At 61.1% G+C, this 6,982-nt stretch carries 7 protein-coding genes, 1 pseudogene and 1 riboswitch; of the genes and pseudogenes, 1 reads left to right on the top strand and 7 read right to left on the bottom strand.

Going from position 1 to position 6,982, the window contains the following annotated elements; translation table 11 throughout:
• Both HX846_RS31885 and cobO read right to left on the bottom strand, forming a co-directional pair.
• Positions 1-275: pseudogene (locus tag HX846_RS31885) on the bottom strand (cobyrinate a,c-diamide synthase); the annotation flags it as partial.
• A complete protein-coding gene (cobO, locus tag HX846_RS31880) occupies positions 272-883 on the bottom strand; it encodes a cob(I)yrinic acid a,c-diamide adenosyltransferase (RefSeq protein WP_003210751.1) in 612 nt (203 codons plus the stop codon). The pseudogene HX846_RS31885 and the gene cobO, both read right to left, overlap by 4 nt.
• A 79-nt stretch (positions 884-962) precedes the next feature.
• Positions 963-1,200, bottom strand: a riboswitch (cobalamin riboswitch).
• Positions 1,201-1,299: 99 nt separating this feature from the next.
• Between cobO and HX846_RS31875 the strand changes: the two genes are divergently transcribed.
• Positions 1,300-2,613, top strand: coding sequence for a sorbosone dehydrogenase family protein (locus HX846_RS31875; protein ID WP_102368344.1), 1,314 nt, complete (start codon positions 1,300-1,302; stop codon positions 2,611-2,613).
• A gap of 133 nt (positions 2,614-2,746) precedes the next feature.
• Here the strand turns inward: HX846_RS31875 and HX846_RS31870 are convergent, their stop codons facing one another.
• The 5 genes from HX846_RS31870 to HX846_RS31850 all read right to left on the bottom strand — a co-directional run.
• Positions 2,747-3,289, bottom strand: coding sequence for a C40 family peptidase (locus tag HX846_RS31870; RefSeq protein WP_003210749.1), 543 nt, complete (start codon positions 3,287-3,289; stop codon positions 2,747-2,749).
• A 144-nt stretch (positions 3,290-3,433) separates the two neighbouring features.
• Positions 3,434-4,063: a C40 family peptidase gene (locus HX846_RS31865; RefSeq protein ID WP_003210748.1), complete on the bottom strand. Its 630-nt coding sequence runs from the start codon at positions 4,061-4,063 to the stop codon at positions 3,434-3,436.
• Positions 4,064-4,276: 213 nt separating this feature from the next.
• A complete protein-coding gene (gene hda / locus HX846_RS31860; RefSeq protein ID WP_003210747.1) occupies positions 4,277-4,981 on the bottom strand; it encodes a DnaA regulatory inactivator Hda in 705 nt (234 codons plus the stop codon).
• Between the two features lie 217 nt (positions 4,982-5,198).
• Positions 5,199-6,272, bottom strand: a complete 1,074-nt coding sequence (locus tag HX846_RS31855) for an AI-2E family transporter (protein WP_003210746.1) — start codon at positions 6,270-6,272, stop codon at positions 5,199-5,201.
• A 53-nt stretch (positions 6,273-6,325) separates the two neighbouring features.
• A partial coding sequence (locus HX846_RS31850; protein ID WP_178966931.1) for a DUF2066 domain-containing protein occupies positions 6,326-6,982 on the bottom strand: 657 nt, incomplete at its 5' end.

The following is a 6,982-nucleotide window of genomic DNA, read 5'->3' as shown; positions in this document are numbered from 1 at the left end:
TCGATCAGGATCAGGTCGGCTTCCCCCGCCGCTTCCCACAGCAATCGGCGACTTTCCTGCTCGCCGACCATCCACATGTCCAATTGATAGACCGGCGCACCACTGGCGCGCTCGTGGATCATCGGGTCGAGAAAGTCCGGGCCGCATTTGAACACTCGCACCTTGCGCCCCAGGTTGCGGTGCAAACGGGCGAGCGCGGCGGTGACGGTGGTTTTGCCCTGGCCGGACGCCGGTGCGGCGATCAGCACAGCAGGACAGTGACGGGGCTGATTCAAAGTTCGATGCCTTTCTGCGCCTTGATACCCGCCTGGAACGCATGCTTGAGCATGCCCATTTCAGTTACGGTGTCGGCCATTTCGATCAATTCGGGTTTCGCGCCACGGCCGGTGACCAGCACGTGTTGCATCGGAGGGCGGGCCTGCAGGTCGCTGAGTACCTGGTCCAGGTCGAGGTAGCCGTGCTTGAGGGCAATGTTCAGTTCATCCAGCACCACCAGGCCGATGGCCGGGTTCTGCAGCATTTCCCGGGAGACCGCCCAGGCGGCTTCGGCGGCCACGATGTCGCGGGCGCGGTCCTGGGTTTCCCAGGTAAAACCTTCGCCCATCACGTGGAAGCGCACCTGCTCGGGGAAACGGCGGAAGAACAGTTCTTCGCCAGTGCTGTTGCGGCCCTTGATGAACTGCACCACGCCACACTGCATGCCGTGGCCCATGGCCCGGGCGAGCATGCCAAAGGCCGAGCTGCTCTTGCCTTTGCCATTGCCGGTAAGCACCAGCAGCAACCCGCACTCGTTCGGTGAATTGGCAATGCGCTCGTCAATCACGGCTTTTTTGCGCAGCATGCGCGCCAGGTGGCGTTCGTCACGATCGGGGGATTCAGTCATGGCAGCTCTCCGTTGGGGCTGGACAAAAACGGCGGGCAGGAAAAAGACACATACAGACAGCCAAGCATCGCCCACCGTGATGCTGTTGGATGGATCAGGCCGGTCTCCGGGCTCATGAGTGGCATTGGATGCCGAAGGTGCGCCTTCCCATATCGCGGGCGATACAGTGGCTTAAGGCACCGTCTTGACTCATTTACCGTTGCGGGGGCAGCGCCGGGATCGTGGCAGCACTGTAGAAAAATGCGCTCACTCACCGGCTTCCCTGTTTCACTCAGTCGGCGCGTACGCCACAGAGCACCTGAAACAAGCCGCGAAGGTTAGTGGGTTGGGGGTGGAGCGTCAATTAAAGCCGGACATGCGCGTGAACCATCGGGCCGCTGCGCGCCTCTACCGCTACAGGTATTAAGGAGAAAACCATGCACAAGACCCGACTTGCCCTACTGATCATGCTCGCCGGCACCCTCGCCGCCTGCGGCGAAAGCTCTACCCTGCAAGTGTCCGACGGCACCGGGCCCTCGCCCAAACTGCCGGAACCGAATAAAACCCTGATCCCCACGGTGAATATCGCCCCGGCCATCGGCTGGCCCGAAGGCACCAAGCCAACGGCAGCGGCAGGCACTCAAGTAGCGGCGTTTGCCGAAGGCCTGGACCATCCGCGCTGGCTGTATGTGCTGCCCAATGGCGATGTGCTGGTGGCAGAAACCAATGCGCCACCCAAGCCGGACGATTCCAAGGGTATTCGTGGCTGGGTGATGGAGAAAGTCATGGGCCGCGCCGGGGCCGCCGTGCCGAGCCCCAACCGCATCACCCTGCTGCGGGACGCCGACCACGACGGCATAGCCGAAACCCGCACGGTGTTCCTGGAGAACCTGAACTCGCCGTTCGGCATGACACTGGTGGGCAGCGACCTGTATGTGGCCGATTCGGACAAGCTGCTGCGCTTCCCCTATCAGCCAGGCGAAACCTCGATCAAGGAAGCCGGAACCACGGTGACCGACTTGCCGGGCGGCAGCATCAACCATCACTGGACCAAGAACGTGGTCGCGAGCCAGGACGGCAGCAAGTTGTACGTCAGCGTGGGCTCCAACAGCAACGTCGCGGAAAACGGCCTGGAAGCCGAACAAGGCCGCGCCGCGATCTGGGAAGTGGACCGCGCCACCGGCCAGCACCGCATCTTCGCCTCCGGCCTGCGCAACCCCAACGGCATGGCCTGGGAACCGCAAAGCGGCAAGCTGTGGACGGCGGTCAATGAGCGCGATGAAATCGGCAGCGACCTGGTGCCGGACTACATCACCTCGGTCAAGGATGGCGCGTTCTATGGCTGGCCCTTCAGTTATTACGGGCAGCACGTGGATGTGCGGGTGAGTCCGCAGAACCCGGAACTGGTAGCCAAGGCGATTGCCCCGGACTACGCGGTGGGCCCGCACACAGCCTCCCTGGGACTGACCTTTGCCGAGGGCAGCAAGCTACCGGCACAATTCAGCAATGGCGCGTTTATCGGCCAGCATGGTTCTTGGAACCGCAAGCCCCACAGTGGCTACAAGGTGATCTTCGTGCCGTTTGAAGGCGGCAAACCCAAAGGCCAGCCGGTGGATGTGCTGACCGGGTTCCTCAATAGCGATGAGAAAGCCATGGGCCGCCCGGTCGGCGTGGTGATCGACAAGCAGGGGGATTTGCTGGTGGCGGATGACGTGGGGAACAAGGTGTGGCGAGTGTCGGCGGCTAAATAGCCAGCTTCGCAAACACCGCAAAACAAATGTGGGAGCGGGCTTGCTCGCGAATGCAGTGTGTCAGTCAGCTTGTTGTCGACTGATCCACCGCATTCGCGAGCAAGCCCGCTCCCACATTTGGTTTCGTGTTTTCCTAGGGGTTTCTTGCCAAGTGCTCGGCCGGCAACACGCGCTTGGCGCTCAGGTAGGCATTCTGCCAATAAGCCTTGGACAGCGTGTCCAGCTTCACCGTACCGCCGGTTTGCGGCGCATGCACAAAGCGCCCTTCTCCCACGTAGATCCCGGCGTGGCTGACCTGCGAGCCGCCACCCGTGGCGAAGAAGATCAGGTCACCGGTCTGCAGGTTGTTTTCGCTCACGTCCTGGGCGCGCATCACGATCAGCTCGCGGGTGGTACGTGGCAAGGAGATGCCCGCCGCGTCACGGTAGACGAAACCGATCAAGCCACTGCAATCAAACCCCGAGTCCGGCGTGTTGCCGCCCCAACGATAAGGCGTGCCGACCAGGCCCAGTGCACGAAAAAGCACGTCTTCGGCCGCAGGCGAGAAACTTTGGGTGGCATAGGTGTTGAACACCGGCTTGGGCTTGACGGCCACGGGAGCAGGCGGTGGACGGCTTGCGCAGGCGCTGAGCAGCGCGGCGCAAACGAGAAGAATTAGGCGGGCCGAGGTCGACATGGGCAGAACAATCCTGATCTGGATGCGGCTTTCGCTGCCGAACGTTGAAAAACAGAACGCGCAAGCAAAGCTCGCGCGATCAATTTACAACAATGTCCAGGGATTCTAGCGCTTACACGTCAAACTTCAAGTATCACTTTAACTTTACTTGCTGGCGGTAACGGTAGTCGGGGCCATCGCCAGGGCGCGCTTGGCTTCGATGAAGGTTTTGCTCCAGTAGCTGTCACCCAGGTTGTCGACTCGCACACCACCGCTGCGGCGGCTGCTGGAGTGGATAAACTGGTTGTCGCCCAGGTAGATACCGGCGTGGCTGACACGACCACGGCCAGCCGTACTAAAGAAAAGCAGATCACCGGGCTTGAGGTTGTTCCGCGCGACCAACGGTGCATCCACGTTGATCATTTCGCGGGTGGAACGCGGCAGGTTCATGCCGGCTTCCTCGCGGAACAGGTAGCCGATGAAACCGCTGCAGTCGAAACCGGCTTCAGAGGTACCGCCGAAACGGTAACGGGTACCGATCAGGGACATGCCGCGTTCGAGAATGCTGTCGGCCAGAACGGGAAGCTGGTAAGGCTTGGCGCCGGCGAAGTCGGCGAGTTCTTTTTCAGTTGCGATCTCTTCCTGATAAACAGTGGAAGACTGCGACGCAACGAATTTTGCCTGGGACTGCTGTACTGGTTTTTGCTGCTCAGCCACGTTTTGAGTGTGGGTGGCGCAACCAAACAACAGGGTAACGAGTGCGAGAGGCACGAGGGGTGCGAAGCGATTTAGCATGGGCACGACCGTGGCTGATGTGTAAAGAAGCCGAGACTATGCCTTCTATCACATCGATTTGCAAATTCAATCGTGATCTATGTGACTTCTTGTTTGGACTATGACATCTAAGCCCTTAACACCCTATGCCAGCCATTTGCGTGGCCAAAACGGCCCAAACGCAGGTTTTCTGGCGCCTGTAATTTGCCGAAAGCCCCGGTTTTAAAGGGCTGGCTACCAGCCCAGGGTTTCTTTGAGGAAGGGAATAGTCAGCTTGCGTTGGGCTTGCAAGGAAGCCTGGTCGAGCTGTTCGAGCAAGTCGAACAATGCGCTCATGCTGCGTGTACCGCGAGTGAGAATAAAATGCCCGACTTCATCGGTCAGGTGCAACCCGCGGCGCGAAGCACGCAGTTGCAGGGCCCGCAGTTTGTCTTCGTCGGACAACGGGCGCATCTGGAAAATCAGCGCCAGGGTCAGCCGCGACTTCAAGTCCGCCAGCTTCACCGGCAGCTCACGTGGCGAGGTGGAGGCGGCAATCAACAAGCGCCGGCCGCTGTCACGCAAGCGGTTGAACAGATGGAACAGTGCCTCTTCCCAATCTGCCCGCCCCGCCACTGCCTGCAAATCGTCCAGGCAGACCAGTTCGTATTGTTCGAGGTTGTCGAGGATCTCGATACCGCGGTCCAGCAGCTCCGCCAGCGGCAGGTACACCGCCGGTTCACCCATCTGTTCGAAGCGCAGGCAAGCGGCCTGTAACAAGTGGGTACGCCCCACGCCGTGCTTGCCCCAGAGGTAGATCAAGCTTTCGGTCCACCCGGCGTCGGCTTCGCAGAGCCGCTCGACATAGCCGAGTGCAGCGGCATTGGCGCCTGGGTAGTAATTGATAAAGGTGGCGTCGTCACGCAGACGCACACCTAGGGGCAGCTGAATCGGTTTCATGCTGACTGAACGGTTCCAATCGAACCGTTAGTGACCTCTGTGTAAAGTTTGCAAAGTTTATACCCGTGACGCCGGGCGCACAATGCAGCAGACCACAAGCAAAATCAAAGGTTTGCGTTAACTTGTTGGATTTGGTGAGGAATGTTTGACGCAATGGCGAAACGCCAGAGCCGATAAATGACAAACCCGGCCTTGAGCCGGGTTTGTGATGCTGCGGTTATAACTCCGGTTCGTCGGTTCCGGCGTACATGTCCGAGTCCTTGTACAAGTCGTGCACATGGCGCACCAGCACCATGATCACCGCCGCCACCGGCAGCGCCAGCAGGATGCCGGTAAAGCCGAACAGCTCGCCGCCCGCCAGGATCGCAAAGATCACCGCCACCGGGTGCAGGCCGATCCGGTCGCCTACCAGCAGTGGCGTCAGCACCATGCCTTCCAGGGCCTGGCCGACCATGAACACCGCGACAATCCCGAGCATCGGGTACAGGTCGCCGTGGAACTGGAACAACCCGGCCACCAGCGCCGCACCGATACCAATCACGAAGCCCATATAAGGCACGATGGCTGCCAGGCCGGCGATCAGGCCGATCAACAGCCCCAGTTCCAGGCCGATCGCCATCAACCCCGCCGCGTAGATGATCCCCAGCGCCAGCATCACCAGCAACTGGCCACGGACGAAGGCGCCGAGCACCTCATGACACTCCTCGGCCAGGGAGACAATGCGCTCCTCACGGTCGCGCGGCAGCAGGCCGCGGATCTTGGCCATCATGATGTCCCAGTCCCGCAGCAGGTAGAACGCCACGACCGGGATCAGCACCAGGTTGGTCAGCCAGCCAATCAGCGCCAGGCTCGACGCCGTCGCCTGGCTCAGCACCACGCCGACAATGTCGGTGGTCTGGCCCATGTGCTCGCTGATGGCCGCCTTGACCTTGTCGAACTTCCAGAAGCCGTCTGCCAACCCCAGCTTGGCCTGCGCCCACGGCATGGCCGTGTGTTGCAGCCAGTCGAGCATCTGCGGCGCCAGCTCATAGAGCTTGAACAACTGCTTGGCCAACATCGGCACCAGCACCAGGACCAGCGCCGTGATGATCAAGGTGAACAACGCAAACACCGCCACCACGCCCCAGGTACGTGACAGGCCGATCTTTTCCAGGCGATCCACCACCGGATCGAACAGGTAGGCCAGCAGTAACGCGACCAGGAACGGCGTCAGGATCGAATGCAGCAGGAACACAAAAACGCACAGCAGGACAATCCCGCCAAGCCACACCCAACGACGCGTATCCGCCATAAACCACTCCCTCTGTTATTTGCTTCCTGCTTCTATATAAGAAGGAAGAACACTTACCAATGAAAACGTAGCTGCGGCGTCGGCTCGACCGGTGCCGGTTGCGCGCCTTCTACCACCGGCTGCGGAGCCGGAGCTTCACCTGCCGGGATTTCCTGCAACTTGGCCAGGCTCAACTGGGTGCGCAGCTGCTCGGCGCTGCCATTCACCCGATAAACGATGCGAGTGCCGTCCACGCGCACTGGCTGGGCACCGAACGGTTCCAGCAGATGGCCGAGGGCGGCGTAATGCTCGAGATTCATGCCCTGCACTTCCAGCAACTGATCACTGGTGGCAGCGCCGGCCTTGACCGCAAAGCGTGGTACCAGGCGTTCGCTGACGGCCAGCAGCACGGCGTCAGCCAATGCGGCAGTATCAGTGCCGGTGGCGGTGCCCTGCTCGCTTTTATCCCCCAGCCACAGGCGCCATTTGGCCGACCATTGGCCGCCATCTTCGCGAGCATGCACCGCCAGCAAGGCATCGGCCCCATAACGCTCGGACGCGGCGCGCAGCGGTGTGGCGTCAGGGCTTTCAAGATTCGGGGCGGTGGCGACGATCTGTTCGTCCAGGTCACCCAATGGCAGACGCAGCGGCAAACCACGGTGCTGGGCCGCGCGGCGCAGCGGCTGGGCGACGGCCTGGCCATCACCGACCAGGCTGCTGCCTTCCACGGA

The organism is Pseudomonas sp. K5002 (assembly GCF_013386655.1).
Lineage (GTDB): Bacteria > Pseudomonadota > Gammaproteobacteria > Pseudomonadales > Pseudomonadaceae > Aquipseudomonas.
Note: the sequence above shows the minus strand (reverse complement) of the source record. Positions and strands in the feature narration are given on the sequence as shown.

What these genes read in the sequence shown, in the direction of transcription:
- HX846_RS31865 (WP_003210748.1), bottom strand. Translation starts at nt 4,063, where the DNA reads ATGCTAAATCGCTTCGCACCCCTCGTGCCTCTCGCACTCGTTACCCTG.
- HX846_RS31875 (WP_102368344.1), top strand. Translation starts at nt 1,300, where the DNA reads ATGCACAAGACCCGACTTGCCCTACTGATCATGCTCGCCGGCACCCTC.
- hda (WP_003210747.1), bottom strand. Translation starts at nt 4,981, where the DNA reads ATGAAACCGATTCAGCTGCCCCTAGGTGTGCGTCTGCGTGACGACGCC.
- cobO (WP_003210751.1), bottom strand. Translation starts at nt 883, where the DNA reads ATGACTGAATCCCCCGATCGTGACGAACGCCACCTGGCGCGCATGCTG.
- HX846_RS31855 (WP_003210746.1), bottom strand. Translation starts at nt 6,272, where the DNA reads ATGGCGGATACGCGTCGTTGGGTGTGGCTTGGCGGGATTGTCCTGCTG.
- HX846_RS31870 (WP_003210749.1), bottom strand. Translation starts at nt 3,289, where the DNA reads ATGTCGACCTCGGCCCGCCTAATTCTTCTCGTTTGCGCCGCGCTGCTC.